The 25,983-nt window shown below is 60.3% G+C and carries 27 protein-coding genes, 2 tRNA genes and 1 pseudogene; 3 read left to right on the forward strand and 27 right to left on the reverse strand.

The genetic code is table 11. The features are described from left to right. Nucleotides 1-7: 7 nt before the first annotated feature. From PSOLE_RS18040 to PSOLE_RS25060, 4 genes are all read right to left on the reverse strand, one after another. Nucleotides 8-637 (reverse strand): DUF1788 domain-containing protein, encoded by a 630-nt coding sequence (locus PSOLE_RS18040; protein WP_209375533.1) that lies wholly within the window; start codon nucleotides 635-637, stop codon nucleotides 8-10. Between the two features lie 23 nt (nucleotides 638-660). Then, a complete protein-coding gene (locus PSOLE_RS18045; RefSeq protein ID WP_025297449.1) occupies nucleotides 661-1,272 on the reverse strand; it encodes a DUF1819 family protein in 612 nt (203 codons plus the stop codon). Further along, nucleotides 1,265-1,468, reverse strand: coding sequence for a methylation-associated defense system helix-turn-helix domain-containing protein MAD1 (mads1, locus tag PSOLE_RS18050; RefSeq protein WP_069953197.1), 204 nt, complete (start codon nucleotides 1,466-1,468; stop codon nucleotides 1,265-1,267). Before mads1 ends, PSOLE_RS18045 begins: the two co-directional genes overlap by 8 nt. Nucleotides 1,469-1,560: 92 nt before the next feature. Further along, entirely contained in the window at nucleotides 1,561-2,229 is a 669-nt protein-coding gene (locus PSOLE_RS25060) for an OB-fold protein (RefSeq protein ID WP_074859110.1), read from the reverse strand. Nucleotides 2,230-2,366: 137 nt separating this feature from the next. Between PSOLE_RS25060 and PSOLE_RS18060 the strand changes: the two genes are divergently transcribed. Next, nucleotides 2,367-3,242, forward strand: coding sequence for a helix-turn-helix transcriptional regulator (locus PSOLE_RS18060; protein ID WP_033997851.1), 876 nt, complete (start codon nucleotides 2,367-2,369; stop codon nucleotides 3,240-3,242). A 14-nt stretch (nucleotides 3,243-3,256) separates the two neighbouring features. Then, nucleotides 3,257-3,835, forward strand: a complete 579-nt coding sequence (locus PSOLE_RS18065) for a plasmid pRiA4b ORF-3 family protein (protein WP_074859107.1) — start codon at nucleotides 3,257-3,259, stop codon at nucleotides 3,833-3,835. Nucleotides 3,836-4,200: 365 nt separating this feature from the next. Here the strand turns inward: PSOLE_RS18065 and PSOLE_RS18075 are convergent, their stop codons facing one another. The 12 genes from PSOLE_RS18075 to PSOLE_RS18135 form a co-directional block, all read right to left on the reverse strand. Further along, nucleotides 4,201-5,157, reverse strand: a complete 957-nt coding sequence (locus PSOLE_RS18075; RefSeq protein WP_074859101.1) for an inovirus-type Gp2 protein — start codon at nucleotides 5,155-5,157, stop codon at nucleotides 4,201-4,203. Nucleotides 5,158-5,516: 359 nt separating this feature from the next. Then, on the reverse strand, nucleotides 5,517-5,732 hold the full coding sequence (locus PSOLE_RS18080) for an AlpA family transcriptional regulator (RefSeq protein ID WP_024915821.1): 216 nt from the start codon (nucleotides 5,730-5,732) through the stop codon (nucleotides 5,517-5,519). A 217-nt stretch (nucleotides 5,733-5,949) separates the two neighbouring features. Then, a tRNA-Pro gene (locus PSOLE_RS18085) sits at nucleotides 5,950-6,026 on the reverse strand. Nucleotides 6,027-6,101: 75 nt separating this feature from the next. After that, complete coding sequence (locus tag PSOLE_RS18090; RefSeq protein WP_003461233.1) at nucleotides 6,102-6,458, reverse strand: MerR family transcriptional regulator; 357 nt, start codon at nucleotides 6,456-6,458, stop codon at nucleotides 6,102-6,104. Next, the gene (gene ihfA, locus PSOLE_RS18095; RefSeq protein WP_003461231.1) at nucleotides 6,439-6,741 is read right to left on the reverse strand and encodes an integration host factor subunit alpha; all 303 of its coding nucleotides are present in this window, start codon (nucleotides 6,739-6,741) and stop codon (nucleotides 6,439-6,441) included. The genes PSOLE_RS18090 and ihfA overlap by 20 nt, the downstream gene beginning before the upstream one ends. 3 nt (nucleotides 6,742-6,744) lie before the next feature. Then, nucleotides 6,745-9,123, reverse strand: coding sequence for a phenylalanine--tRNA ligase subunit beta (pheT, locus tag PSOLE_RS18100; RefSeq protein ID WP_003461228.1), 2,379 nt, complete (start codon nucleotides 9,121-9,123; stop codon nucleotides 6,745-6,747). Between the two features lie 176 nt (nucleotides 9,124-9,299). Continuing rightward, nucleotides 9,300-10,316, reverse strand: a complete 1,017-nt coding sequence (gene pheS, locus PSOLE_RS18105; protein WP_003461226.1) for a phenylalanine--tRNA ligase subunit alpha — start codon at nucleotides 10,314-10,316, stop codon at nucleotides 9,300-9,302. 96 nt (nucleotides 10,317-10,412) lie between these two features. After that, nucleotides 10,413-10,769 carry a 50S ribosomal protein L20 gene (gene rplT / locus PSOLE_RS18110; protein WP_003461224.1) on the reverse strand — a complete coding sequence of 119 codons (357 nt, stop codon included), beginning with the start codon at nucleotides 10,767-10,769 and terminating at the stop codon, nucleotides 10,413-10,415. 29 nt (nucleotides 10,770-10,798) lie between these two features. Beyond that, on the reverse strand, nucleotides 10,799-10,993 hold the full coding sequence (gene rpmI / locus PSOLE_RS18115) for a 50S ribosomal protein L35 (protein WP_003461222.1): 195 nt from the start codon (nucleotides 10,991-10,993) through the stop codon (nucleotides 10,799-10,801). A 60-nt stretch (nucleotides 10,994-11,053) separates the two neighbouring features. Beyond that, nucleotides 11,054-11,605, reverse strand: coding sequence for a translation initiation factor IF-3 (gene infC, locus PSOLE_RS18120; RefSeq protein WP_169968739.1), 552 nt, complete (start codon nucleotides 11,603-11,605; stop codon nucleotides 11,054-11,056). Beyond that, nucleotides 11,605-13,527, reverse strand: a complete 1,923-nt coding sequence (gene thrS / locus PSOLE_RS18125; protein WP_074859098.1) for a threonine--tRNA ligase — start codon at nucleotides 13,525-13,527, stop codon at nucleotides 11,605-11,607. Before thrS ends, infC begins: the two co-directional genes overlap by 1 nt. Before the next feature lie 264 nt (nucleotides 13,528-13,791). Then, nucleotides 13,792-13,868: transfer RNA gene (locus tag PSOLE_RS18135), tRNA-Val, on the reverse strand. 183 nt (nucleotides 13,869-14,051) lie between these two features. On the opposite strand from PSOLE_RS18135, the gene PSOLE_RS18140 reads away from it, so the two are divergent. After that, nucleotides 14,052-15,335 carry an NAD(P)/FAD-dependent oxidoreductase gene (locus PSOLE_RS18140; protein ID WP_003461214.1) on the forward strand — a complete coding sequence of 428 codons (1,284 nt, stop codon included), beginning with the start codon at nucleotides 14,052-14,054 and terminating at the stop codon, nucleotides 15,333-15,335. Nucleotides 15,336-15,384: 49 nt separating this feature from the next. Here PSOLE_RS18140 and PSOLE_RS18145 read toward each other — a convergent pair whose 3' ends face one another. The 11 genes and pseudogenes from PSOLE_RS18145 to adh form a co-directional block, all read right to left on the reverse strand. Beyond that, nucleotides 15,385-16,266 (reverse strand): PA2778 family cysteine peptidase, encoded by an 882-nt coding sequence (locus PSOLE_RS18145; RefSeq protein ID WP_074859096.1) that lies wholly within the window; start codon nucleotides 16,264-16,266, stop codon nucleotides 15,385-15,387. Between the two features lie 56 nt (nucleotides 16,267-16,322). Continuing rightward, nucleotides 16,323-16,730, reverse strand: a complete 408-nt coding sequence (locus tag PSOLE_RS18150) for a PA2779 family protein (RefSeq protein WP_003461210.1) — start codon at nucleotides 16,728-16,730, stop codon at nucleotides 16,323-16,325. 80 nt (nucleotides 16,731-16,810) lie between these two features. Next, complete coding sequence (locus PSOLE_RS18155) at nucleotides 16,811-18,535, reverse strand: hybrid sensor histidine kinase/response regulator (protein WP_074859094.1); 1,725 nt, start codon at nucleotides 18,533-18,535, stop codon at nucleotides 16,811-16,813. Then, nucleotides 18,519-19,682, reverse strand: coding sequence for an alcohol dehydrogenase-like regulatory protein ErcA (ercA, locus tag PSOLE_RS18160; protein ID WP_074859091.1), 1,164 nt, complete (start codon nucleotides 19,680-19,682; stop codon nucleotides 18,519-18,521). The genes PSOLE_RS18155 and ercA overlap by 17 nt, the downstream gene beginning before the upstream one ends. A gap of 77 nt (nucleotides 19,683-19,759) precedes the next feature. Further along, nucleotides 19,760-21,703: an alpha/beta hydrolase family protein gene (locus tag PSOLE_RS18165; RefSeq protein ID WP_074859088.1), complete on the reverse strand. Its 1,944-nt coding sequence runs from the start codon at nucleotides 21,701-21,703 to the stop codon at nucleotides 19,760-19,762. Then, nucleotides 21,691-22,845, reverse strand: a complete 1,155-nt coding sequence (gene pqqE / locus PSOLE_RS18170; RefSeq protein ID WP_074859086.1) for a pyrroloquinoline quinone biosynthesis protein PqqE — start codon at nucleotides 22,843-22,845, stop codon at nucleotides 21,691-21,693. Before pqqE ends, PSOLE_RS18165 begins: the two co-directional genes overlap by 13 nt. Next, nucleotides 22,817-23,098, reverse strand: coding sequence for a pyrroloquinoline quinone biosynthesis peptide chaperone PqqD (gene pqqD, locus PSOLE_RS18175; protein ID WP_074859083.1), 282 nt, complete (start codon nucleotides 23,096-23,098; stop codon nucleotides 22,817-22,819). Before pqqD ends, pqqE begins: the two co-directional genes overlap by 29 nt. Nucleotides 23,099-23,198: 100 nt before the next feature. Next, nucleotides 23,199-23,951, reverse strand: coding sequence for a pyrroloquinoline-quinone synthase PqqC (gene pqqC / locus PSOLE_RS18180; RefSeq protein WP_074859080.1), 753 nt, complete (start codon nucleotides 23,949-23,951; stop codon nucleotides 23,199-23,201). Nucleotides 23,952-24,038: 87 nt separating this feature from the next. After that, nucleotides 24,039-24,953, reverse strand: a complete 915-nt coding sequence (gene pqqB / locus PSOLE_RS18185; RefSeq protein WP_074859077.1) for a pyrroloquinoline quinone biosynthesis protein PqqB — start codon at nucleotides 24,951-24,953, stop codon at nucleotides 24,039-24,041. Nucleotides 24,954-25,000: 47 nt separating this feature from the next. After that, nucleotides 25,001-25,072: a pyrroloquinoline quinone precursor peptide PqqA gene (gene pqqA, locus PSOLE_RS18190; RefSeq protein ID WP_003243383.1), complete on the reverse strand. Its 72-nt coding sequence runs from the start codon at nucleotides 25,070-25,072 to the stop codon at nucleotides 25,001-25,003. Between the two features lie 525 nt (nucleotides 25,073-25,597). Further along, nucleotides 25,598-25,983 (reverse strand): annotated as a pseudogene (adh, locus tag PSOLE_RS18195) (aldehyde dehydrogenase); the annotation flags it as partial.

The following is a 25,983-nucleotide window of genomic DNA, read 5'->3' on the forward strand; positions in this document are numbered from 1 at the left end:
TGCTTCCTCAGGCCTGAGTCTCGAAAATGTTGAATGCGCGGTAGTACTTGTCGTCATGCAGCAAGCCAAACAGCTCCAGCGATGCCCCCTGCTCCAGCGAGTACCGGTACTCGCCGGGAAAGAACATAACGGTGGGCTTGGACTTGGCCGTGCTTTGCAGGTTGTTCAGCACGTTGTGTGAACGGATGTAGGGGAACACCTCACCGATGCCGGAGAGGAATAGAACGTCGTACTCAGCAACTGCCAGTCGCTCGCCGATAGCGGGGATCAGATACTCCTCGATGCCCAAGACGTTCTGCAGAGTCTCCAACAGCTGTTCTTTCTCTACCTCCTGCTCAATGGCGAGAAGGTCATCCCAGAGGTTGCCCTCTTCACTGCTGCCCTCCCGGGCCTTGAGCAGCTCAACGGACAAGTCATACAGGTTGATGTCCAGGACATGGATGCCTCGTCCCTGGAGACAGGGAATGCTCATGTTCGCCAGTCGCGTTACCAGCTGCCGGCGTACACGCTCCATCTCCACCGCTTCAGCAGCCTTGAACTCGCAGATGTAAAAGGGCAGATCGTTGTTCAGCCCCCTCATTTCAAGGAAACGCTGACCACTGATTACGCCTAGCAAATGATCGAAGCGAGCGGCCATTGGCTGCTCGCTGATTTTCCGGTTCATTGAAGCCAACGCGTAATCTCCTGATCAGTTACGGGGTAGATCAGCAACTCTTCCTTACCCCTTTTGGCCAGCAGCTGGGCCAACGCCGGCGACAATAGGGCCGGCTGAATTTGTAGCGAATCACCAATCAGATCCGCCTCTCGTAACATCCGAAAGAGGTTCTGTTTGAGCTTTTTTTGCGTCGACTCAGCGATCTGATCTAGCTCAACGTGCCATAGAGCCTTCCTGCTCCAGAATGCGTCGAAGTCGACCGAGGATAGGACGCGCCGCCTCATCAGTAGATGCTCACGAAGCACCTCCATCGCGAACTCGCGGATAAAGGTGTAGCGCCGGGAACAGGCAGCCCAGAGAAGGTATCCCTGATCTTTCCTGTTCCCCTCAACCAAGGCCTCAAGCTCACCTACATCCAGGTGCTCCAATCGGGCGACAATCTCTTTACTAATACGCGTGGCAGCTGCTGCAGTACGTACTTGCAGCAGGTTCATCTCACGAACCTGATCACGAGCCTCTTGCCAGTCACGCTTCATGAGGAAAAGCTCAGCCACAGGCGGTGACTCCTGAATGAAGAGCCCACCTGTGGTGAATGACAAGCGGTATGGATCAGCCATGCGCCGACTCCGAGGCGACATCATCACTGGCACCGCCAGCTTTAACCCACGCGTCGACCTCAGCCTTCTGGAATTTCCAGAGCCGCCCCACCTTGTGCGCGGGCATGTGCCGCTTTGCGATCCATGCATAGACAGTGTCCTTACTCACGCCCAAGTGTTCGCCAATTTCCTCTACGCTCAACCACCGATCGGTCATTTCCAGATCCATATCGAATAGGAAGCACAGATCTTAGCTGATTGAGCAGGATTAAGACGGATTTATCTGCCCAGTGAAATCACGCTGAAGACTCAGTTGGCGGGAGCGCAGTCCTTGGACATTGGCGTCTTGGCCACATCACCGCCCCCAATGCAGATCAAGCTGATGCGCATACCGCTCTGCAGGCCTGCGGCGTAGTTGGCATGGGCGTCATCGAGCTGGAATTGCGGCTCCATGAACTGGTTTACCCCGCCACGCAGGGTGACGTAAGGATTACCGAACAAATCGGTATTGATCGACTCCACCACGCCAGTGACCTTGAAGCGCTTACCTTTGAACTGCTGATCGGCTGCGACCGTATTGCGGTCATACGCCTGAGCCAGTTGCTGAGCGCTGATTTCGCGCAGTGGTTCGGCAGACGCCGACACCTTTGCTGGCTGACTCCGGCTGGTGGTGGCCGCCGCTGACCGCGTATCGCTCCGCTCGTGCCCAGCCATAAGAAACAGCGCCAACGCCAACCATGAAAAGCCAATTACCCGGCTCGTGGTGCTATGCCCTTGGCGCAGCAAGAACCAGGCAAAAACGACCGGGAACAGAAAAACGCCCACGCCGAGCCAGAAGCCAACGCTGCGGATAACCTGCACCCTGGGTTGGGCTTGAACAGGTGCCGGCTGCTTAGCGATAGGCGCCCCACAGTGCGGGCAGGCTGCAGCCTGGTCGCTGGCCATGCGGTCGCATTCTTCACAGTTGATCAATGCCATGTTGCTACTCCTTGATTGCTCTTCCTGGATTGGCCGGCGCTGCCGACTTGCTTGTGCGAATCAAGATATGTAGCGTGACTAGACGTATCTAGAGTGTTTGCCTGTACAGGTAAAGTTTTCGAGCAGATGGAGGGGCCATGAAACGCAAGCAGTCAATCGAGTCCGTGCGCTGGGATCTGGCCCTGCGCTATCGCCTGATCGAGACAGTGGCCTGGTGGGAGGGCCGCCTGACCACCAATCACCTAATGCAGAGCTTCGGCATCAGCCGCCAGCAGGCGTCGAAGGACATCAACACCTACATCAGCGAACACGCGCCGAAGAACCTCGAATATGACAAGCATTTGAAGGGGTACGTCCCGAGCCGACGCTTCCAACCGCTGTTCATCGACGACAGCGCCAGCGCCTATCTGCACCTGCTCAACCAGAACCATGAGCGCGCCCCGCATATCGAGGGCCTGGCACTGGCCTATGCACACACAGAGGTACTGGCAGTGCCGGATCGCTCGGTAAGGCCGGAAGTGCTGCGCCCGCTGCTCAAAGCCTGCCGGGAGGGGCTGCGCCTGGAATGCGAGTACGTGTCCTTCACCACGCCCGATGGCGAAACCCGCCTGATCGCCCCGCACACCCTGGTTTACACCGGCATGCGCTGGCATGTGCGGGCCTATTGCGAGAAGAATCGGGATTATCGTGACTTCGTTCTGAGCCGCTTCCGGGGCATACCGGAACTGATGGATGATCCGACCGATCACGGCCGCGAGAGTGATCCGGGCTGGGCCACATCACTGCCGGTGATCATCGAGCCCGACTCGCGCCTGAAACCAGAGCAACGCGCCATCATCGAGGCCGACTACGGCATGCAGGATGGCCGGCTGGTAATCGAAACCCGCGGCGCTCTGGTGCAATACGTGCTGCAGCGCTATCAGATCGACCCGACCAAGGTGCATGCCAAGGCGACGGCGCAGCAGATTGTCGTCGCCAATCTGGATGAACTGCAGCCGTGGCTGTATCACTGAGCAAGGATAAAGACATGGCCACGCAACCGATGCTCTACACCCTGCATATCCAGCTGGAGCCGCTGCAGCTCGATCCGCCGATCTGGCGGCGCATCCGCGTCAGCGGCGACTGCACCCTGCGTAAACTGCACCACTTCATTCAGGCGGCCATGGGCTGGCACAGCAGCCATCTGCATGAGTTCAGTTTGGGGATGAACCGCTACATGCCCCTGGATGCGGAATTTATGGACGACGACGAGGCGCTGGATGACCGCAAGTTCAAGCTGCGCCGCATGCTGAAGGAAGGCGACCGCCTGCGCTACCTCTACGACTTTGGCGATAGCTGGCAGCATGTGATCGCCGTGGAGACTATCGAGCCCTGCGACTTCACGGGCACCTGGTGCGAGGTGCTGGATGGCGCCCGCGCCTGCCCTCCTGAGGATGTAGGCGGTGTGCCGGGTTATCTGGATTTTCTGGCACTGATCCAGCAACCGGCCAGCGAGGAAGGCCGAAACGCACTGGAATGGGCCGGTGGCTGTTTCGACCCCGAAGGATTTGATCGCCGAGCGGCCAACGCGGCTGTGCAGCGGATCTGCAACAACCTGTGGGGCTGAGTCAGCAGCGCCCCCAGCAACCCCAGCAGATGCAGTCTGACAGGCTGTTCACGATGAGCAACCTGACTAGCAGGATCGATACCGCCGCGATATCGAAGTCCGGACGCTCACTGGACTGCACCGCCATAGGCCAGCCTGGCCAGTCCGAGCAAGATCGCTACAAGACAGACAAGGGCCAGGACATCATGAGGCGAGATCAGCAAAGTGAACATGGCAAACCTCCGGGTAGGTGATCGCTCGACCATAGCGAGGCGTTCCTGCCATGGCGACCTGTCCACTTTTGGCATGTAACCAAAGTGGACAGATCTTCCGTTCAAACGATGGATGCGGTATTGAGACACACCATCCTCGCCCATGATGTTCGACTATCGGAGCATTCCCGTCCTTAGGCATCGAGCTCCCTCGGGCCTCAAGCGCAGATGCTGAGCATCCTTGACGAGATACTTCACCACCTTGTGTACATGGCGCCGAATCCCTCGATCATTCCTCTTGATGCGACCGATACCACACTCGTCTCCATGCTGCTCCTTGTCATGGTTACAGCTATGCGAATAGCCCTGGCCACGGGTGATGTCTTCCCACAACTCGCCTAGCTGGATGGTCTTGTAGACATCGCCACGCACCTCGTTGCCATTGAAGAAGTAAGCAGCATGGATGTGGTAGCCCCTGCCCTCGTGGTGATCACCTTGCTCGACCGAGTAAATGTGGCCGATGAGATGCTCGAAGATCGGGTTCCGTCTGTGCTCGTAGATCAGATCATCCAGGTCATCGAATACGTGCTCGGCACGTAGCCTAGCCTGCGCCGCAGCACGGTAATGGAAGTCGACCCTGACGATGGTGATACGCGAATAGAGCTCACATAAGGCATCGGCGTAGTCGCAGACTTGGATCTCCTGCTTCCTGGCCTGATAGCGGTGGTCATCTGTCTTGCGGCGATACCACCGTTCACGAGTCAGTTGACGGATCCGGGCGACCAAGACGTTCATGCTGCGATGATGATCCAGGTAGGCAGTGCCCCCTTCATTCAGGCAGACCGGGCCATTAGGGTGACGCTCCAGCCCGATGTCCTGACATGCAGCCCTGAACGCTTGCAGGTGCTCGCTGTAGTCGTAGGGCACACGATCATCGAACAGGTCGACCATCTGCTTGATGTGCGTCAAGTACCGGGAGAGCCTGGTCTCTTCGACACGCTCGTAACCCGTACGAGTCTGCTTGATTCGGTATGCCGGTGAGTCAGAGTCTTCGATGACCTGGACAAGTCGCTCGATCTGGAGAGCAATGTCAGATTGGGGGAGGTGGGTGTAGGTCTTGCGATTGTTCATGGTGGTATCCCTCGTTGTTTAAGGCATACCAGAAGGTGGTCTAGTGATTTTTTACGATGGACTATCCCTGACTGGGCAGTGGGTAGGTACTGTGCAGCAATGCCATGGTATAAACTATTGAAATATAGATAATGATAGTCGGTAGCTATTAGCTATATCACTAGAGAGCAGCTCACCCCCAAGAAGACCACCCCGACGAAACCAAGCAATGGCGAGCAATATTGCCAAGCCTGCCAGGGGATTTGCCAGATCACATTTTGGGAGAGTTAGCTGAGAATGCAGACCTCTCCACGCGGCATAAGCGCCATGACCAGCCGTAGCCAGCCATTGCGCAGATGGTCCGTTCTAGCTGGCGACACTCAGAGGCCGGTGGGACGCGAAGCAGTTCCCTCAGTCAGGTCGCGCTCCTGAATCCTGGCCAGGATCCAGTCGTGCACCTCGCTTTCAATCCAACCGACGCTACGCCCAACCAGAGGGACAGGTTTGGGAAACTCCCCCAAACTGATGAGCTTGTAGATTGTAGATCTCGCCAAACCGGTGGAGCTAACCACACCCCTCAAACGAATAATTCTCAAAACACTACCCCTCTGTCATATGCCACACAGGCACGAAACAGAGGACTTTCACAACACGAAAGCATCTCGGCAATGGAATCCACCAGTTCGAACACGCACAAATGATCTAACGGTGACCCAACGGTGACCAAAATACCGGAAATCAGCCCAAGACAGAAAAACGACGAGCATAAAAAAATCCAAGCACCCGTAAGTGCTTGGATTTTCTAGGGTTTTTTGGTCGGGACGGAGTGATTCGAACACTCGACCCCTTGCACCCCATGCAAGTGCGCTACCGGGCTGCGCTACGCCCCGACGGTGCTTTCGGGTGACTGAAAGCGGGAGGAACTATACATTAAGCTTTTGAAATAAGGCAACTTTTTCTTGGCCTTACTTCTTCAGTACATGCAAAACATCCTCGAGCTCGGAAATCATCTGTTTGATCAGCTGACGATACTGAGTGGTGTCGTCCTTGGCTTCGTCACCAGAAAGGCGCTGACGTGCGCCACCGATGGTGAAGCCTTGATCGTACAGGAGTGCACGAATCTGCCGAATCATCAGCACATCCTGACGCTGGTAATAGCGACGGTTACCCCGCCGCTTTACCGGATTCAGCTGTGGGAATTCCTGTTCCCAGTAACGCAGAACGTGGGGCTTGACCGCGCAGAGTTCACTGACCTCACCAATGGTGAAGTAGCGTTTGCCGGGAATTGCCGGTAGTTCGTCGTTATGACTTGGTTCCAGCATAGGCCTCGACCCTGGCTTTCAATTTTTGCCCCGGACGAAAAGTGACCACACGGCGAGCCGTGATTGGAATCTCTTCCCCTGTTTTCGGGTTACGGCCGGGTCGCTGGCGCTTATCGCGCAAGTCGAAGTTGCCGAACCCGGACAGCTTGACCTGTTCGTTCAGCTCAAGAGCCTGGCGGATCTCTTCAAAAAACAGCTCCACCAGTTCCTTGGCTTCCCGTTTGTTCAGGCCGAGCTCTTCATGCAGACGTTCCGCCATTTCAGCTTTCGTCAGAGCCCCCATACGCTACTTCCTTAACGTGGCGTTGAACCTTTGTTCGAGGCAGGTGAGGATATTTTGCGTAGTAGTACTCACCTCATCGTCATTAAGAGTGCGCGATGGATGTTGCCAGGTCAAGCCGACGGCAAGGCTTTTTCTAAGCGGATCAATGCCTTTACCGTGATAGACGTCAAATAGCTTGAGGTCCGTCAGCCATTCTCCCGCCGTTTCACGGATTGCGTCCAGCACAGCCTTGGCCGGCTGCTCGCGGTCGACCAGCAGCGCGAGGTCACGACGCACTTCAGGGAAGCGCGACAACTCGCTGAATACAGGCATGCGACCAGCAGCCACTTCGGCCAGCACCAGCTCGAAGAGGAATACTGGCTGATCCAAGCCCAGGGTCTTGGTGAGCTCAGGATGCAGAGCACCGATGAAGCCAACCAGGCGCCCTTCCCGCTCGATGCGAGCGGTCTGACCTGGATGCAGAGCAGGGTGCTCGCCAGGAACGAAGCTAAAGGCATCAGCCGCGCCGGCATAACCCAGCAGCGCCTCGACATCGGCTTTCAGATCATAGAAGTCGACGTTATCACGGCTGTTGGCCCAGCCCTCAGGCAGGCGGCTGCCGGTGATCACGCCGGCGAGCATGGCTTCCTGCTGCAGACCTTCCAACTGGCCGACAAAACGCAGGCCGCTCTCGAACAAACGCACGCGTGACTGCTGACGATTGAGGTTGTGCTGCAGCGCCTTGACCAGCCCTGGCCACAGCGAGGAACGCATAGCGGCCATATCGGCAGAAATCGGGTTGGCCAGTTGCAGCGGCTCGACACCCGGAGTGAACAACTCGAACAGCTTGGGATCGATAAAGCTATAGGTGATCGCTTCCTGGTAACCACGGGCGACCAACAGGCGACGCAGAGCAGGCAGCTCAGCACGCGCCTCGGACTTGGCCTGTGGCGCCAGGCGCGCCAGCGGATAGCGCACCGGCAGACGGTTATAACCGTACAGGCGGCCCAGCTCTTCGATCAGATCAACTTCCAGACTGATGTCGAAACGGTGACTCGGCACGCTGACCAGCCACTGGCCGGAGCCCTGAGCGCTGACACCCAGACCCAGCGCGGTGAGCAGACGCTCGACTTCGGCGCTGTCCATATCCATACCCAGCATCTGGCTGATGCGCTCGGCTCGCAGGGTGATCGGCGCCACGCTCGGCAGATCGGCCTCGCTGCTGACTTCGATGACCGGGCCGGCTTCGCCGCCAACGATCTCCAGCAGCAGCGCAGTCGCGCGCTCCATTGCCTGGCGCGCCAGTTGCGAATCCACACCACGCTCGAAGCGGTGCGACGCGTCGGTGTGCAGGCCATAGGAGCGGGCCTTGCCGGCAACGGCGATGTTGTCGAAGAAGGCACTTTCCAGGAACAGGTCGCGGGTCTTGTCGCTCACGCCGCTGTGCTCGCCGCCCATTACGCCCGCGATGGCCAGAGCACGGCTGTGATCAGCGATGACCAGTGTGTCGGCTCGCAGGCTGACCTCCTGACCGTCCAGCAGCACCAGCTTCTCGCCCTCTTCCGCCATGCGCACGCGAACGCCGCCATTGATCTCGGCGAGGTCAAAGGCATGCATTGGCTGACCCAGTTCGAGCATCACGTAGTTGGTGATGTCCACCGCCGCATCGATGCTGCGGATATCGGAACGGCGCAGGCGCTCGACCATCCACAGCGGAGTCGGACGGGACAGGTCAACGTTACGGATAACGCGACCGAGGTAACGCGGGCAAGCTTTGGGGGCCAGCACCTCGACCGGACGCACCTCGTCATGACTAGGCGCAACGGCTTCGATAGCGACTGGCGAAACTGCAGCGCTGTACATGGCGCCGACTTCCCGAGCCAGGCCGGCGAGCGACAGGCAGTCACCACGGTTGGGGGTCAGGCCGATCTCGATGCTGGCGTCGTCCAGTTGCAGGTAGTTACGGATATCACTACCCACCGGCGCATCGGCCGCCAGCTCCATCAGGCCACTGCTGTCCTCGCTGATCTGCAGCTCGGAAGCCGAGCACAGCATACCCTGGGACTCCACACCGCGCAGCTTGGCCTTCTTGATCTTGAAGTCGCCCGGCAGCTCGGCACCGATCATGGCGAACGGAACCTTGATGCCGGCGCGCGCATTGGGCGCACCGCAAACGACCTGGAAGGTCTCGCTGCCATTGCTCACCTGGCAAACGCGCAGCTTGTCGGCATCCGGATGTTGCTCGGCGCTGAGGATCTCACCGACCACGATGCCACTGAAGGCGCCGGCCACCGGCTGTACGGCGTCGACTTCGAGGCCGACCATGGACAGGCGCGCGACCAGTTCCTCGCGGGATACATCGGGATTCACCCAACTGCGCAGCCACTGTTCACTGAATTTCATGTTGTCTGTTCTCCTTGACGGGCATGCCGCGTAGGCACCCACATCATGCAAGCCTACGCGGCATACCCCACCCTCATCCGGCGCTTGGCGCCACCTTCTCCCAGGGGAGAAGGACTTGAAGGAAGCGTCGCTACGCGACTGTCACGCTAAATGAATTCGATCACGAGGGGCGGCTGCTAGCGAAATTGCGCCAGGAATCGCAGGTCGTTATCGAAGAACAGGCGCAAGTCATTGACGCCGTAACGCAGCATGGCCAGGCGCTCGACACCCATGCCAAAAGCGAAGCCGGAGTATTTCTCCGGGTCGATACCGCTCATGCGCAGCACGTTCGGATGCACCATGCCGCAGCCCATCACTTCCAGCCAGCCGGTCTGCTTGCACACGCGGCAGCCCTTGCCGGAACACATCACGCACTGCATGTCGACTTCGGCCGACGGCTCGGTGAAGGGGAAGAAAGACGGACGGAAACGCACACCCAGCGGTTTTTCGAAGAACACCCGGAGGAATTCCTCGATGGTGCCCTTGAGGTCGGCGAAGCTGATGTCCTCGTCGACCAACAGGCCTTCGACCTGATGGAACATCGGCGAGTGAGTGATATCGGAGTCGCAGCGATAGACACGGCCGGGGCAGACGATGCGGATCGGCGGCTGCTGCGATTCCATGGTGCGTACCTGAACCGGCGAGGTGTGGGTACGCAGCAGCATGTTCGCGTTGAAATAGAAGGTGTCGTGCATCGCCCGCGCCGGGTGGTGGCCAGGGATGTTGAGCGCCTCGAAGTTGTGGTAGTCGTCTTCGACTTCCGGCCCCTCGGCCACGCTGTAGCCGATATGGGTAAAGAACTGCTCGACACGCTCGAGCGTGCGGGTGACCGGGTGCAGGCCACCAGAAGCCTGGCCACGGCCTGGCAGGGTCACGTCGATACGCTCGGAGGCCAGCTTCTCGGCGAGCAAGGCCTGCTCAAGCACGGATTTGCGGGCATTCAGGGCGTCTTGCACTTGATTCTTGGCGGTGTTGATCAGGGCGCCAGCCTGCGGGCGCTCTTCGGCCGACAGCTTGCCCAGAGTCTGCATCAGGGCGGTCAGTTCGCCTTTCTTGCCAAGGTACTGAACCCGGAGCTGTTCCAGGGCATTGACATCTTCACTTCGTTGCACGGCCTCAAGCGCTTGCGAGACCAATGCATCCAGATTTTCCATTTACAGACTCCAGATACGAAATAGGGGAAGAGCTGTTAAGGCTCTTCCCCTATCTTTGACGTTGCCACCGGGCGAACCCGGTGATTGTCGGGGGACTTAAGCCAGAACGGCCTTAGCTTTCTCGACAATCGCAGCAAACGCCGCTTTTTCGTTCACTGCCAGATCAGCCAGAACCTTACGGTCGATTTCGATCGACGCTTTCTTCAGGCCTGCGATCAGACGGCTGTAGGACAGACCGTTGACGCGAGCACCAGCGTTGATACGAGCGATCCACAGTGCGCGGAACTGACGTTTTTTCTGACGACGGTCACGGTAGGCATATTGACCAGCCTTGATGACAGCCTGCTTGGCAACACGGAACACACGCGAACGCGCGCCGTAGTAGCCTTTAGCCAGTTTCAGAATCTTTTTGTGACGAGCACGAGCGATAACGCCACGCTTAACACGAGCCATGAGTAATTACCTCTAAGTATCTTGACCGATTAACGAACGCGCAGCATGCGCTCGACTTTAGCTTTGTCCGACGGACCGATCAGCGAGCTGCCACGCAGCTGGCGCTTACGTTTCGTGGACATCTTGGTCAGGATGTGGCTCTTGAAAGCGTGCTTGTGCTTGAAGCCTGTAGCAGTCTTCAGGAAGCGCTTCGCAGCACCGCTCTTGGTTTTCATTTTTGGCATGTTTTGTACTCCGCATTCATTAACAACTGATAACCATCAGGCCTGCCAGTGCCCGGTAGATTATTTACGCTTCTTGGGTGCGATGACCATCATCAGCTGGCGTCCTTCCAGCTTAGGATGCTGTTCTACAGTGCCGATTTCAGCGAGGTCAGCTTCGACCCGCTTCAACAGCTCCATACCCAGTTCCTGGTGAGCCATCTCACGACCGCGGAATCTCAGAGATACCTTGGCCTTGTCCCCATCTTCAAGGAAACGTACCAGGTTGCGTAGTTTTACCTGGTAATCCCCATCTTCCGTCCCTGGACGAAACTTGATTTCTTTAATCTGCTGCTGGTGCTGGTTCTTCTTGGCGATAGCAGCCTGCTTCTTCTTCTCGAACAGGTGCTTGCCGTAGTCCATGATGCGGCAAACCGGCGGGAGCGCATCAGCGGAGATCTCTACCAGATCCAGCTTGGCCTCTTCGGCCACGCGCAACGCTTCATCGATCGAAACAACACCAATCTGCTCGCCGTCGGCGCCAATCAGGCGCACTTCACGTGCGGTGATGTTCTCGTTGATCGGGGCCTTGGGAGCGGCCCGCTTATCCTGTCTCATTTCACGCTTAATAGTTATTACTCCAAATCTTGGCGACCACGCCGGGAAACCGCTTGCTGCAACTGCGAGGCGAACTGCTCGATGGGCAGAGAGCCCAGATCGACGCCTTCACGAGTACGGACAGCAACGGATCGAGTCTCGACTTCCCGATCTCCAATAACCAAGAGATAGGGAACCTTGAGCAAGGTATGCTCGCGGATTTTAAAGCCGATCTTTTCGTTTCTCAAGTCAACCTTGGCACGAAAACCGCTTTGATTGAGAGTTTTCTCGACTTCACGGGCAAAATCGGCCTGCTTGTCGGTGATATTCATGATCACTGCCTGGGTCGGAGCGAGCCAAGCCGGGAAGGAACCGGCGTAGTGCTCGATCAGCATACCGATGAAACGCTCGAACGAACCGAGGATCGCGCGGTGCAACATGACCGGGCGTTTGCGGTTGTTGTCTTCGGCGATGTAGCTGGCATCCAGACGCTCAGGCAGGTTCGGATCGTACTGCAGCGTACCGCACTGCCAGTTACGACCCAGGCAGTCACGCAGAGTGAATTCGATCTTCGGCCCGTAGAAGGCGCCCTCGCCCGGCTGATATTCCCAGGCCAGACCGGACTCATTCAGCGCCTCAGCCAACGCACCCTCGGCGCGATCCCACAACTCATCGGAGCCCACGCGCTTGGCGGGACGAGTCGAAAGTTTCATGGCGACATCGCTGAAGCCGAAGTCCGCATAGACCTGCAGGGTCAGCTTGATGAAGTCGGCCGCTTCCTTCTTGACCTGATCCTCGGTGCAGAAGATATGCGCATCGTCCTGCACGAAGCCACGCACACGCATGATGCCGTGCAGCGCGCCGGACGGCTCGTTGCGATGGCAAGCACCAAACTCGGCGAGGCGTAGCGGCAAGTCGCGGTAGGACTTCAGGCCCTGGTTGAAGATCTGCACGTGGCACGGGCAGTTCATCGGCTTGACCGCGTAGTCGCGATTTTCCGAAGCCGTGGTGAACATGTTTTCGGCGTAGTTGGACCAATGCCCGGAACGCTCCCAGAGGATGCGATCGACCACCTGCGGTGTGCGCACCTCAACGTAGCCGTTCTCACGCTGCACCTGGCGCATGTACTGCTCCAGCACCTGGTAGACAGTCCAGCCATTGGGGTGCCAGAACACCATGCCCGGCGCTTCTTCCTGCAAGTGGAACAGATCCAGTTGCTTGCCGATGCGACGGTGATCGCGCTTCTCAGCCTCTTCGATACGCTGGATATAGGCAGCCAACTGCTTCTTGTCCGCCCAGGCCGTGCCATAGATACGCTGCAGCTGCTCGTTTTTCGAGTCGCCGCGCCAGTAGGCACCAGAAATGCGGGTCAGCTTGAACGCCTTGAGGAAGCGCGTATTCGGCACGTGCGGGCCGCGGCACATGTCGACGTACTCTTCATGGAAATACAGCCCCATGACCTGCTCATCCGGCATGTCGTCGATCAGACGCAGCTTGTATTCCTCGCCACGCGACTTGAACAGCTCGATGACCTCGGCACGCGGCGTCATCTTCTTGATGACGTCGTAGTCCTTGTCGATCAACTCGGCCATGCGTTTTTCGATGGCCGCCATGTCTTCCGGCGTGAAGGGACGATCAATGGCGATATCATAATAGAAGCCTTCGTCAATGACCGGCCCGATAACCATCTTGGCGTTCGGGTACAACTGCTTGACCGCATGCCCAACCAGGTGCGCACAGGAGTGACGAATGATCTCCAGCCCCTCTTCGTCCTTCGGCGTAATGATCTGCAAGGTGGCATCGGTATCGATCACGTCACAGGCATCGACCTGCTTGCCGTTGACCTTGCCAGCCAGGGTGGCTTTGGCCAGGCCCGAACCAATGGATTGCGCGACCTCCAGCACGGATACCGGATGATCGAACGAACGCTGACTGCCGTCGGGAAGAGTAATGATGGGCATGGCGCCTCCTCTCCTAGTGGTGACCCCTACCAAAGGTCACGTGGGTTGGGATGAGCCAGGAAGCGATTCAGCGGTATACCCGCCTAACAATGGCAGGAGCCCAAAGGCCAACCAGACCGAACCAAGTCACTGGAAGTAAAGAGTGTGGATGCTTTCAGAAAGCCTGAGCTCTGACAAGCAGCCACCTGCAACAAACACGCAAAGCCTGCTCGAAAAATTCGAGCAATAAAAAAGGGGTCGCTTAGCGACCCCTTTTTATCGATTTGGTAGGCACAATTGGACTCGAACCAACGACCCCCACCATGTCAAGGTGGTGCTCTAACCAACTGAGCTATGTGCCTTCGATGGGTGCGCATTCTACGCAGATCTTTTTGGCCGTCAACAGATTTTTTCGCTAACTCACTGAAATAGGCCAATTTTTTATCGAAACCGGATCGTTGAATATTTTGCACGGACACTAGCCGGCCATTTTCAACTCAGGTAGCATCGGATCATTCGTAAAAAATAAAGAACAGAGGTTCAAGATGGCGCACACGGCATATCCACAATCCTATTACGCCGCTTCAGCCAACCCCGTCCCGCAACGCCCTGCCCTACAAGGCGAGGTGGACACCGATGTGTGCATCATCGGCGCGGGTTACACCGGCCTGTCCACTGCACTGTTTCTGCTGGAGAACGGTTTCAAGGTGAGCATCGTCGAGGCGGCCAAGGTTGGCTTCGGCGCTTCCGGACGCAACGGCGGGCAGATCGTCAACAGCTACAGCCGCGACATCGACGTGATCGAGCGCACGGTCGGCCCCAAGCAGGCGCAACTGCTCGGGCAGATGGCGTTCGAGGGTGGCCGCATCATTCGCGAACGCATCGCCAAGTACGACATCCAGTGCGACCTGAAGGACGGCGGCGTGTTCGCCGCGCTGACCAGCAAGCAGATGGGCCACCTGGAATCGCAGAAGAAGCTGTGGGAGCGCTACGGCCATACCCAGCTGGAACTAATGGACGCCAAGCGCATCCGTGAAGTCGTTGCCACCGAGAACTATGTCGGCGGCATGCTGGACATGAGCGGCGGCCATATCCATCCGCTCAATCTGGCCCTGGGCGAAGCCGCTGCTGTGGAGTCACTGGGCGGTGTGATCTACGAACAGTCGCCTGCTACCCGTATCGAGCGCGGCGCCAACCCGGTGGTGCATACCCCGGAAGGCCGCATCAAGGCCAAGTTCGTGGTGGTCGCCGGCAACGCCTATCTGGGCAATCTGGTTCCGGAGCTAGCGTCCAAGTCGATGCCGTGCGGCACTCAGGTGATCACTACCGAGCCGCTGCCCGATGAAGTCGCCGCCAGCCTGCTGCCGCAGGACTACTGCGTGGAAGACTGCAACTACCTGCTCGACTACTACCGCCTCACCGGTGACAAGCGCCTGATCTACGGCGGTGGTGTGGTGTATGGCGCACGTGATCCAGCGAACATCGAAGCGATCATCCGCCCGAAGATGCTCAAGACCTTCCCGCAATTAAAGGACGTGAAGATCGATTTCGCCTGGACCGGCAACTTCCTGCTGACGCTTTCGCGCCTGCCGCAAGTGGGCCGTATCGGCGACAACATCTACTACTCGCAAGGCTGCAGCGGCCATGGCGTCACCTACACGCACCTGGCGGGCAAGGTGCTGGCGGAAGCGTTGCGTGGTCAGGCCGAGCGTTTCGATGCGTTCGCCGGGTTGCCGCACTATCCCTTCCCGGGCGGACGGATGTTCCAAGCCCCCTTCAGCGCCCTCGGCGCCTGGTACTACACGCTGCGTGACAAGCTCGGCGTGTAATCCCGGCCATCAACGAAAACGGCGCCCGATGGCGCCGTTTTCGTTTGCATCATGGACAGGCCGGCAAGGCCTGACATTGCCCGGCAGAACCACCGACATTCGGTGGCGCAGCGAAGCGCGGATCCTCCGGAGCCAGGCGCTGCGCACAGGCCTGAGCCTGCTGCGCCTCACGGGCGCAAGCCTGTTCCCCGAGCACCTGCGACAGATTGAACCAACCGGCGGCGAAATCCGGCTCGCGCTTGAGGCTTTCACGCAATGCCTGCTCGGCGCCCTTACGGTCACCATCGGCGTAGCGGCTGTTGCTCAGGGCGAACCAGGGCAGCGCCTGCTCCGGCCAGGCCTCGGCAGCGCGGCGATAGGCACGCCGCGCAGGCTGAGCATTGCCGGTTTGCTCCAGGTCGTTGGCAGCTTTCATCCAGACATGCATATCGGCCTGTGCCGGCAAGCGCTCCGGCGGCAGGGTCAACACCGCCCAACGACCGCCCCGCGCCCAGGTTCTATCGAAACTGGCAAAGCTGTCTTCGAGCCTGCGCGTGGTGGCGGAACGTAAAATCAGCGTGCGCTCGCGACGGTCATAACCCACCACCACCGCGAAGTGCCATTGGGGGTAGAAGTCGAATGCCAGGTTCTGCAGCACCAGCACCGGGTTGCCGGCGGCCACCTCGGCGAGCACCGCCTCCAGACGCGGCTGCAACGGGTACACCAGCATTTCGTGATTGCGTGCCGCCGCGACCATCTCCACCTGCAAGCTGCCTTCACGGCTGGGGATGTAGACCTTGTCCCTCAGAGCACCAGGCGTGGTCAGCACACCACGCTGGTTGAGCATAGTGGCCAAAGCCGCCGGCCCGCACTGATAGGCGTCCTGGGGGAAGAACGGAACGTCGGTGAGTTCTACACGCTCAGGCAGGCGTTCGGCCTCCGGTGATAACACCGGAGACCGAGCGCAGGCTGTCAGTAGAACGATCGATGCGATACAGCAGAGGCGAATCAGCGATTTATACATTTGACGAAATTGAAGATGTTGGTGGCGCACAGCATATCAGTGATGATGAAGATCACCAGAAACAACACGATGATGCCAACCACACCCGCACCGGCTGGTGCCTGATCCAATTGCTGGTTGAACTGCGCCAGCTCGGCCGGAGTCAGGCTGGCGATACGCGACTCGACCTGGTCACGGTCAACGCCCATCGATACCAGTTTCTCCTTCACCTGCTCATCATCGAGCATGGCCATCAACTGCTGCTGATCCACCTTGTGCTGCTGCTCGGCGATCACCTCGTGCGTGCCGACCATCGCCGCGTTCGCGGCAGGAATCTGCACCACCAGCAACAGGTGAAACAACGCGGTGATGGCTGCCAGACGGCGCATAACGGGGTTCATGGAAATTGTCATTGTGGTTATCTCCTGAGGGACGAGGTAGCCAATAGACAGTAACCCAGTCACCCAGGTTCACTCCGTCAATCGCTGCGCGCTCAAGCGTCGATCAGTAACTGGCTGAGTACCGCGCGCAACTTGCCCGGCTTGACCGGCTTGTTCAGCAGCGGCGCACCCAGGGCCTGCAGATCACGACGGCAGGCATCGCTGCGATCGGCGCTGATGATCAGCGCCGGGATCGGTCTGGAGAATTCGTCACGCAGTTGCTGGATCACCTGACAACCGAGCACCCCGTGATCGAGGTGAAAATCCGCCAGGATCACCTCTGGCGCCCTGCCCTGCAGTTTCTGCAAGGCTTCAGCCAAGTCGACTGCCGTGACCACCTCGCAGCCCCACTGCCCGAGCAGCGCGTCCATGCTATGCAGGATGTCGACTTCATTATCGATCACCAGCAGGCGCCGCCCCGGTAGGGGGTTACCGAGGATCGGCTGCGCAGCGGATTGTACCTGGCGCCGCGGAGCCTCCTGCGCCAGCGGCACGCGGATACTGAAGACGGAACCACGCCCTGGCTGCGAGAACACCTGCACCGGATAGCCCAGCATGCGTGCGATACGCTCGACGATAGCCAGGCCCAGGCCAACGCCCTTACGCTCGGCCGCCCGCCCGACCTCCAGTTGACTGAATTCAAGGAAGATCGTGTCCAGCTGATCGGCGGCGATACCGCGGCCACTGTCCCATACCTGCAACTCGACGAAAGCGCCACGTCGGCGTACGCCAAGCAGTACACCACCGCGCTCGGTGTAGCGGCAGGCATTGCTGAGGAAGTTGCGCAAAATGCGTGTCAGCAGACGGAAATCGGTGTGTACCGCATAACTCGGGACTCGCGCCCGCAGGCGCAAACCACTGGCCGAAGCCACACTGTCGAATTCAGATACCAGCGGCGCAAGCACCTCTTCCAGGCGATAGACATCGAGATCCGGCTTGATCGCCGCCTGATCCAGCTTGGAAATGTCCAGCAGATCCGCCAGCAGATCTTCGGCACCTTCCAGGGCCAGGTGGCTGCGCTCCACCAGGTTCTGCTCGGCACTCGGCAGTTCACGCTCACGTAGCGTGGAGATCAACAAGCGCGCCGCGTTAAGTGGCTGCAGCAAGTCATGACTGGCCGCGGCCAGGTACTTGTCCTTGCTGCGGTTGGCCGCCTCGGCCGCGTCGCGCGCTTCGCGCAGGGCCAACTCGATGCGTTCGCGCTCCTCGATCTGTCGCTGCAGATTGCGGTTGGATTCGAGCAACTCGAAGGTGCGCGACGCGACGCGACGCTCCAGTTCGTCATTGAGTTGTTGCAGGCGCTGCTGCGCCTGCTTGCGCTCGGTGATATCAGCGACGAAGCCTTCGAAGATGCCCTCGCCTTCAGGCTTGAGCAGCAGGTTCATCAGCACGTCGATGGTGCTGCCATCGCGCCGGCGCAGGCGCGTCTCGTAGCCGAGCAGAGTCTGGCCCTGGCTCAGTCGCTGGCGAATCACTTCCAGCTCGTCGAAGCCGCCAACGAACAGGTGCCGAGCCAGATCGCCCGGCGACCACAGCACCTGCTGCGGGTCGTCATAGCCGAGCATGCGCGCCATCGCCGGATTGGCCGCCAGCACGCCGTCCTGCAGGCTGGCCTGGATGATGCCGTGCACGGCGTGTTCGAACAGCCATTTATAGCGGTTGCGCTCGGTTTCCAGCTCCTCCAGACGCGCCAGCAGCTCGGGGTAATGACTCTTGCGCGCCGACTGGCTGCCGAGCCCCAACAGCCCGGCCAGCGCTTCGTCAGAGCGCCTCGCCATAGACCACCTCGACGTCACGCTGGGTCGACTCACGCGGGTTGGTGAGGATGCATGGATCATCCATCGCGTGGCTGGACAGGAACGGAATGTCCGAGGTGCTGACGCCGTGCAGGCCAAGCGTCTCGCGGAAGCCCATGGCGTGTTTGAAGGCGATCAGATGCTCGACCAGGCGCTGGCGAATCTGCGTGTGATTGAGCCCGCGGCAGTCGATGCCGAGGGTCTCGGCAATGACCTTGAAACGCTCCGGCGCGGCGCTGTAGTTGAACGCCACCACGTGCTCGACCAGCACGGCATTGCACAGGCCGTGCGGCAGGTCGAGGAAGCCACCGAGGCTGTGGCTCATGGCGTGCACCGCACCGAGAATCGCGTTGGAGAACGCCAGGCCGGCCTGCATGCTGCCGAGCATGATCTTCTCGCGCAGGGCAATGTCGCCCGGGTTAGCGATCATCTGCACCAGGTTGCCGTTTATCAGGCGCATGGCTTCCAGCGCGTGCGGGTCGGTCAGCGGGCCATGGCCGGTGGAGACGAACGCCTCGATGGCATGCACCATGGCATCGATGCCGGTGCAGGCCGACAGGAACGGATCCATGCTCAGCGTGGTTTCCGGATCGATCAGCGACACGTCCGGCACCACGGCCTTGCTGACGATGGAGAACTTCATCCGCTCCTGCTGGTTGGAGATGATCACGAACTGCGACACGTCGGCCGAGGTGCCGGCGGTAGTCGGGATCAGGATCAGTGGCGGGCTGGGCACGCGAATGGTGTCCACGCCTTCGAATTCGAGAATGCTGCGGCCGTGGGCAACCACGATGCCGATGCCCTTGGCGCAGTCCATCGGGCTACCGCCGCCGACCGCGACGATGACGTTGCAACCCTCGCTGCGATACAGCTCGGCGCCCTCCATCACCTCTTCCACGCGTGGGTTGGGCGATACCTTGGTGTACAGGCAGTAGGCGATGCCCTGGGCCTGCAGGCTGGCCTCGACATCGCCAGCCCAGCCAGCGGCAACCACACCGGGATCGGAGACGATCAATACCTTGCGCGCACCGAAGGTCTTGGCGTAGTTGCCGACGTTATGCCGGGAGCCGGCGCCAAAGATGATCTCGGGGGAAACGAACTTTCGCAGCTGATTCAATTCGTGGCTCATACAACGGCCTGAAACTTATTGTTATGGAATGGCGATCAGCCTACTGCATTGCCCGGTTTATGCAATGCGACCTGCGCTTAGCCCAGACGTAGATAGAAGGCATGCTCGGCGCGCAGAGCCTCGGCCAGGTTCGCGGCCTGACGGAAACCGTGGCGTTCTTCTGCGAACAGGTGATATTCAACCGGGAAACCGCGCTGACGCAGCGCCTCGACCATGCTTTCGGTCTGGCTTGGCACCACCACGGCATCCAGCGCACCCTGAAAGAAAATCACCGGCGCCCTGATCCGTTCGGCCTGCAACAGCGGCGTGCGCTCCCGGTAGCGCCCGGCATCCTGCTCGGGGTCGCCGATCAGCCAGTCGAGATAATCGGCCTCGAATTTGTGCGTCAGCCGGCGCAGCGCCAGCGGGTCGCTGACACCGTAGAGACTGGCACCACCGCGTAGCTGCGGCAGCTCGACCAGTGCACGTAGCGCGCTGAAGCCGCCAGCGCTGCCACCGCGTACGAATACACGCTGCGGGTCGATACTGTCATTGCTGGCGAGCGAGTCGATGGCAGCGCGAATATCTTCCACTTCCAGCTCGCCCCACTGCCCTGCCAGACACAACCGATAGGCACGCCCATAACCGCTACTGCCGCGATAGTTGAGATCGAGTACGGCGTAGCCGCGTAGCGTCCAGAAAGCGATACGCGGGTCGAACACCGGGTAGCTGGCGGAAGTCGGGCCGCCGTGGAGGAAAATCACCAGCGGCGGCCGCCCGGCAGCAGGCCGAGGTGCGTAGAAGAATCCATGGCAGCGCTCGTCCTCGCCCAGCGCGCAGCTGAATAGCTGTGGCCGGGCCAACTGCGCTTCGCCCAGGGGTTGCTCGCCACCAGCCAGTATCCGTACCGCGCCGTCGGCCCTGCCGATCGCCAGCACCGCCGGCAGGCGATCTGGTGCGGCGGCGATACAGTAGAAATGTTCGGTATCGGCGGTAAGGGAACGGAAACGCGTAAAACCTTCGGCCAGCCGCGACTCGTAGGATGTCGCGGGGCCGCCTGGGCCGTGCGCGCCGATGTTATTGCTGTATGAACTCTTGGTGCGCACGGCGCACCCTACTAGAACACCCACCCCCTGCTCGAAACGGGTCAGCAGAAGCTCACCATTTTCCAGCGGCAGGTAAGTGCGGCTCCCCAGCTGCCAGGGCGCCGGCGCGTGATCGAAGGGTGCGACTTGCAACTCGATGTCGTGATCGACACACCCGGGTTGCCAGCAGCCCGCCTTGTCGCTCAACACCCACAACCGGTTCTGCGCATCGAAGCGTGGCTGCTGCAAAGATCGATCACCCGCCTGCCCGGCCAGCACCCGGGTAGGCTGGCCCGACTCACGCTGGCACAGGCGCGTGGCGACCCAGGGTTGGTGCGGGCGATCCCACTCGATCCAGGCCAGGCGTTGGCCCGCGGAGTCGGCCACGGGCGCTGCGTAGAAATCGGCGCCCTCGACCAGCACTTCGCGCTGGCCCTCGAGACCGATGCGCACCAGGCGATGCAGCACCGCGCCGGCCTCGTGGCACTCCTCCACCGCCAGCAGCGCCTGCCAGGCCGGTACGAAAGACAAGTCGCCATAACGGCAGAGGGAGCGAGCAGTCAGCGCCTGTGGCTCAAGGCCCGTAGGAGCAGCTTTAACCGCGAAGCCCTTTGGCTCACCGCGGTTCGCGGCTAAAGCCGCTCCTACAGAAATACCTGCCATTGCCAGATGGTAGATCTGCTGATCGCTCTCATTAATGAAGGCCACCCCCAGCTCCGTGGCGCAGCAGGCACCACCGCCGTACTCGTAGACCCGGCTGCGCACGGAAAACCCTGGCGGCGTCAGCTCGCACACAACGCCGTCGCGACAGAATAACAGCCCGCACCGCGCCAGCCCGGGATCGAACGCCACCCACAGCACGCCGCCGTGTGCAGCGTGCAGCTCGGCGAAATCGGCACTGGCGGCCGCGGCCTGGTCGGCACTCCAGATCGAGTCCGGGTCGCTCACGCCTTGCATATGATTCGCGAGGCCTTCTCATTGCGGTATTGCAGGGCATCCAGCCCCAGCGGCGCCTCATCGGCCTGCTGGCGTGCCGCGAGAATCACGCCATGGTGCGCCGACTTGCTGCACACCGGGTCGGCGTTGCTGGCATCGCCGGTGAGCATAAAGGCCTGGCAGCGGCAGCCGCCGAAATCCTTGTGCTTCTCATCACACGACCGGCAAGGTTCGGGCATCCAGTCGTCGCCGCGAAAGCGGTTGAAGCCGAACGACTCGCGCCAGATGTGCTCGATACTGTGCTGGCGCACATTGGGAAACTGCACCGGCAGCTGTCGCGCGCTGTGGCAAGGCAGTGCCGTACCGTCCGGGGTGATGTCGAGGAACAGGTTGCCCCAGCCATTCATGCAGGCCTTGGGGCGCTCCTCGTAGTAATCCGGAGTGACGAAGATCAGCTTGCACGGGTGGTTCTCGGCCGCCAGCTTGTCGCGCCACTGGTTGGTGATGCGTTCGGCACGCTCCAGCTGTGCACGAGTCGGCAGCAACCCCGCTCGGTTCAACTCGGCCCAGCCGTAGAACTGGCAGGTGGCGAGTTCGACGAAATCCGCCTCCAGCTCCAGGCACAGCTCGATGATGCGCTCGATATTGTCGATGTTATGCCGATGGGTGACGAAGTTGAGCACCATCGGGTAGCCATGGGCCTTGACCGCGCGGGCCATCGCCAGTTTCTGCGCAAAGGCCTTCTTCGAGCCCGCCAGCAGGTTGTTCACCTCCTCGTCGGCGGCCTGGAAGCTGATCTGAATATGATCGAGCCCGGCATCGGCGAACTCGGCGATACGTGCTTCGGTCAGTCCGATGCCGGAGGTGATCAGGTTGGTGTAATAGCCCAGACCGCGCGCCGCTGCGATCAGCTCGGCCAGATCCTGGCGCACCAGCGGCTCACCGCCGGAGAAGCCCAGCTGCGCCGCCCCCAGTTCACGGGCCTGGCGGAATACCTCGATCCATTCGGCGGTCGACAACTCTGCGCCCTGCTGGGAGAAATCCAGCGGGTTGGAGCAGTACGGGCACTGCAGCGGGCAGCGGTAGGTCAGCTCCGCCAGCAGCCACAGCGGTGGCCCTGGTTCATGACCTGCCTTAGCGAAGCTCGATCCAGAACTGAGCATGGGCCACCTCCATGAAGGCAAGAATGTCTTCGTCGATACTCGGCACATCAGGGAAGCGCTGCTGCAGGTTGCCAATGATCTCGGCCACCGAGCGCTTGCCGTCGACCTGCTGGAGAATTTCGCTGGCGCTGTCGTTGAGCTTGATCATGCCCTCCGGATAGAGCAGCACGTGGCAACCTTGCGCCGGCTCGAACTGCAGGCGGAAGCCGCGGCGGATGGAGGGCACGCTGGGTGGGAGGATGACAGCAGTCATTGTTCGGGCTCCTGACTGGTGCGCGCGGCGAACCCTACAAAGGGCGCGTCGAACGGAAATGCGGCCGTAGGGTGCGCCGTGCGCACCGCTCGATCGATACTCACAGGGCTATACCCCGATGCCAAGCGCGCTCGGCGGTCACCGTGTGATACGGCGGACGCTGCAGCTCGTAGGCCATGCTCATGGCGTCGAGCATGCTCCACAGCACGTCGAGCTTGAATTGCAGAATCTGCAGCATGCGTTCCTGCGCTTCACGGGTGCGGTAGTGTTCGAGGGTGATGCGCAGGCCGTGTTCGACATCGCGGCGCGCTTCTTTCAGACGCTTGCGGAAGTAGTCGTAGCCGGTGGCATCGATCCACGGGTAGTGCTGCGGCCAGGCATCCAGGCGCGACTGATGGATCTGCGGGGCGAACAGCTCTGTCAGCGAGCTGCTGGCCGCTTCCTGCCAACTGGCACGGCGGGCGAAGTTGACGTAGGCGTCGACGGCGAAGCGCACGCCGGGCAGCACCAGCTCCTGCGACAGCACCTGCTCGCGGTCGAGGCCGACCGACTCGGCCAGGCGCAGCCAGGCCTCGATACCGCCCTCCTCACCTGGGGCTCCGTCGTGGTCGAGAATGCGCTGAATCCACTCGCGGCGGGTCTCGCGATCCGGGCAGTTGGCGAGGATCGCCGCATCTTTCAGTGGAATGTTGACCTGGTAGTAGAAACGATTGGCCACCCAACCCTGGATCTGCTCGCGAGTGGCGCGCCCCTCGTACATGGCGCGGTGGAACGGGTGATGGATATGGTACAGCGCGCCCTTGGCGCGCAACGCCTGCTCGAATTCGGCAGGTGTCATGGCAGGTTGGCTCATCAGTATCTCCGATACGCGTTGCCGTAGGGTGCGCCGTGCGCACCTGCATTCTTCAAGGTACGCACGGCCTGATCGGCCCCGCACACCCTACAAAACGATGCTCATGCCATCGAACGCGACCTCGATACCACGGGCGTCCAGCTCGGCGCGCTCGGGCGAGTCCAGGTCGAGAATCGGGTTGGTGTTGTTGATATGGATCAGGATCTTGCGCGCGGACGGCAGGCCGTCGAGCACCTCGATCATGCCGCCAGGACCGCTCTGGCACAGATGGCCCATCTCGCTGCCAAGCTTGTCGCCCACCTCGCACACGCGCATTTCGTCGTCGCGCCACAACGTGCCGTCCACCAGCAGGCAATCGGCGCGGCGCATCCAGCCCAGCAGGTGCTCGTCAACCTGGCCCAGGCCCGGCGCATAGAACAGGCAGCGGCCGCTGCGCCGGTCTTCGATGAACAGGCCGATATTGTCGCCCGGGTGCGGATTGCCGCGATGTGGCGAATACGGCGGCGCGCTACTGCGCAGGGCGATGGCGGTAATGCTCAGCGCCGGACAGGCGGGAATGCTGAAAGGTTCGGTATTCAGCTCGATCAACCGATGCTGCAGGCCACCGTTCCAGTGGCTGAGCATGTTGAACAGCGGAAAGCCGGTAGTCAGATCCTGATGCACCATCTCGGTACACCAGACCTCATGTGGGCAGCCTTCGCGCAGGGTCAAGAGGCCCGTGCAATGGTCGATCTGGCTATCGAGCAAGACAATGCCGGCGATGGCGGTGTCGCGCAGCTTGCGCGCCGGCTGCAGCGCAGGAAAGGCTTCAATCTGCGCACGGATGTCAGGCGAGGCATTGCACAGAATCCACTGCTCACCGTCATCGGAGATAGCGATGGACGATTGCGTGCGCGGCTGCCCCCGCAGGGTACCGGCACGCACGCCGCGGCAATTGCGGCAGTTACAGTTCCACTGGGGAAAGCCGCCGCCAGCGGCGGAACCGAGAATCTGGATATGCATGGAAGTCACCAGCGGGGATGCCCCGGACTAGCCGGGGCCAGGAGCAATCAGCGGTTGGCGAAATACATGGTCACTTCGAAGCCAATGCGCAGATCGGTGTAGGCGGGTTTAGTCCACATGGTGCGGTCCTCTTGTTATGAAGCCGGGGCATTCCGGCAACCCCATTAAGCCCCCGCCAGGCAAGAGGCCAAATGGTACTTTGGGATGAATCGGCACTGGCATTGGTAGGTGACGCTATCAGTAGGCATGGCTCACGCCTGGAAGGTTCCAGTCATCGCCTGGCCTGAAACATGCGCGAATAAAAAACGCGGCCGAAGCCGCGTCGCGATAAGGATCTGCTGCCGTTCAGGCCCATGGCTGCCTGCAGACCCACCCGGGTAGGGTTGTTCGCCTGGCAAGAGGCGGCGCACCGGAGCGAGCGCGCCATCTTTGGTACATAGCCGGCTCACGATCTTGCGAGCTAGAGACCTACAAGGCAGAAGCAGGTGAGGAACGGTCGGAGTCGCGGGCGACTGTACTTTCGTCCGCATGACTCGCTCCGCTCGCCCCTCCAGGGCCGCACTGAAGTGCGTTGGCCGCAAGCGGCCTGCCGAGCCTGCTTCTAACGCAGTAGGGCCGACGCGCAGCAGATCGTGTGCTGGCTATCAGAAGAAGCCCAGCGGATTGATGTCGTAGCTCACCAGCAGGTTCTTGGTCTGCTGGTAGTGGTCGAGCATCATCTTGTGGTTTTCACGGCCGACACCGGACTTCTTGTAGCCACCGAAGGCGGCGTGCGCCGGGTACAGGTGGTAGCAGTTGGTCCACACACGGCCGGCCTTGATCCCACGACCCATGCGGTACGCGGTGTTGATGTCGCGGCTCCACACACCGGCGCCCAGACCGAACTCGGTGTCGTTGGCAATCGCCAGGGCTTCGGCTTCGTCCTTGAAGGTGGTCACGCCGATCACCGGGCCGAAGATCTCTTCCTGGAACACGCGCATCTTGTTGTGACCCTTGAGCAGGGTCGGCTGGATGTAATAGCCGCTGGCCA

This window comes from Pseudomonas oleovorans subsp. oleovorans (genome assembly GCF_002197815.1).
Lineage (GTDB): Bacteria > Pseudomonadota > Gammaproteobacteria > Pseudomonadales > Pseudomonadaceae > Aquipseudomonas > Aquipseudomonas oleovorans.

Excerpts from the sequence above, each read along its gene's own strand:
- rpmI (WP_003461222.1), bottom strand. The coding sequence starts at position 10,993 with ATGCCAAAAATGAAAACCAAGAGCGGTGCTGCGAAGCGCTTCCTGAAG.
- ercA (WP_074859091.1), bottom strand. The coding sequence starts at position 19,682 with ATGAGCCACGAATTGAATCAGCTGCGAAAGTTCGTTTCCCCCGAGATC.
- PSOLE_RS18075 (WP_074859101.1), bottom strand. The coding sequence starts at position 5,157 with ATGAACAATCGCAAGACCTACACCCACCTCCCCCAATCTGACATTGCT.
- pqqB (WP_074859077.1), bottom strand. The coding sequence starts at position 24,953 with ATGCATATCCAGATTCTCGGTTCCGCCGCTGGCGGCGGCTTTCCCCAG.
- PSOLE_RS18150 (WP_003461210.1), bottom strand. The coding sequence starts at position 16,730 with ATGACAATTTCCATGAACCCCGTTATGCGCCGTCTGGCAGCCATCACC.
- PSOLE_RS25060 (WP_074859110.1), bottom strand. The coding sequence starts at position 2,229 with ATGGCATTGATCAACTGTGAAGAATGCGACCGCATGGCCAGCGACCAG.
- pqqC (WP_074859080.1), bottom strand. The coding sequence starts at position 23,951 with ATGAGCCAACCTGCCATGACACCTGCCGAATTCGAGCAGGCGTTGCGC.
- PSOLE_RS18090 (WP_003461233.1), bottom strand. The coding sequence starts at position 6,458 with ATGCTGGAACCAAGTCATAACGACGAACTACCGGCAATTCCCGGCAAA.
- thrS (WP_074859098.1), bottom strand. The coding sequence starts at position 13,527 with ATGCCCATCATTACTCTTCCCGACGGCAGTCAGCGTTCGTTCGATCAT.
- PSOLE_RS18040 (WP_209375533.1), bottom strand. The coding sequence starts at position 637 with ATGGCCGCTCGCTTCGATCATTTGCTAGGCGTAATCAGTGGTCAGCGT.
- PSOLE_RS18140 (WP_003461214.1), top strand. The coding sequence starts at position 14,052 with ATGGCGCACACGGCATATCCACAATCCTATTACGCCGCTTCAGCCAAC.
- pqqD (WP_074859083.1), bottom strand. The coding sequence starts at position 23,098 with ATGACTGCTGTCATCCTCCCACCCAGCGTGCCCTCCATCCGCCGCGGC.
- PSOLE_RS18165 (WP_074859088.1), bottom strand. The coding sequence starts at position 21,703 with ATGCAAGGCGTGAGCGACCCGGACTCGATCTGGAGTGCCGACCAGGCC.
- PSOLE_RS18060 (WP_033997851.1), top strand. The coding sequence starts at position 2,367 with ATGAAACGCAAGCAGTCAATCGAGTCCGTGCGCTGGGATCTGGCCCTG.
- ihfA (WP_003461231.1), bottom strand. The coding sequence starts at position 6,741 with ATGGGGGCTCTGACGAAAGCTGAAATGGCGGAACGTCTGCATGAAGAG.
- PSOLE_RS18155 (WP_074859094.1), bottom strand. The coding sequence starts at position 18,535 with ATGGCGAGGCGCTCTGACGAAGCGCTGGCCGGGCTGTTGGGGCTCGGC.
- PSOLE_RS18065 (WP_074859107.1), top strand. The coding sequence starts at position 3,257 with ATGGCCACGCAACCGATGCTCTACACCCTGCATATCCAGCTGGAGCCG.
- pheT (WP_003461228.1), bottom strand. The coding sequence starts at position 9,123 with ATGAAATTCAGTGAACAGTGGCTGCGCAGTTGGGTGAATCCCGATGTA.
- PSOLE_RS18045 (WP_025297449.1), bottom strand. The coding sequence starts at position 1,272 with ATGGCTGATCCATACCGCTTGTCATTCACCACAGGTGGGCTCTTCATT.
- pheS (WP_003461226.1), bottom strand. The coding sequence starts at position 10,316 with ATGGAAAATCTGGATGCATTGGTCTCGCAAGCGCTTGAGGCCGTGCAA.
- pqqE (WP_074859086.1), bottom strand. The coding sequence starts at position 22,845 with ATGCTCAGTTCTGGATCGAGCTTCGCTAAGGCAGGTCATGAACCAGGG.
- mads1 (WP_069953197.1), bottom strand. The coding sequence starts at position 1,468 with ATGACCGATCGGTGGTTGAGCGTAGAGGAAATTGGCGAACACTTGGGC.
- rplT (WP_003461224.1), bottom strand. The coding sequence starts at position 10,769 with ATGGCTCGTGTTAAGCGTGGCGTTATCGCTCGTGCTCGTCACAAAAAG.